The organism is Paenibacillus sp. GbtcB18 (assembly GCF_019091125.1).
Lineage (GTDB): Bacteria > Bacillota > Bacilli > Paenibacillales > NBRC-103111 > Paenibacillus_F > Paenibacillus_F chitinolyticus.
In genome coordinates, this window is the sequence record NZ_JAGXJX010000812.1 from 1 (window position 1) to 238 (window position 238).

1 pseudogene is annotated in these 238 nt (G+C 52.5%); it reads left to right on the top strand.

The features are described 5' to 3' along the window. Nucleotides 1–50: 50 nt before the first annotated feature. A pseudogene (locus KVT34_RS31050) lies at nt 51–238 on the top strand (DNA repair protein RadA); the annotation flags it as partial.

The window sequence follows — 238 nt, forward strand, 5'->3', positions numbered from 1 at the left end:
GGAACGGTTTGCCCGTTTTAGGCGTAGAAAGAGAAGGGGAACTTCGCGCCATGAGTAAAACAAAAACGAAATTCACCTGCCAGCAGTGCGGGTATGAAACCCCGAAGTGGCTCGGCAAATGTCCCGGCTGCGGGGCGTGGAACAGTTTTGCCGAAGAAGTGGAGACGGTTGGCAAGACCCAGGGAATGAATTCTTCTTTCCTGCGGACGAAAGAAAAACCGACTCCGATCACAGACAT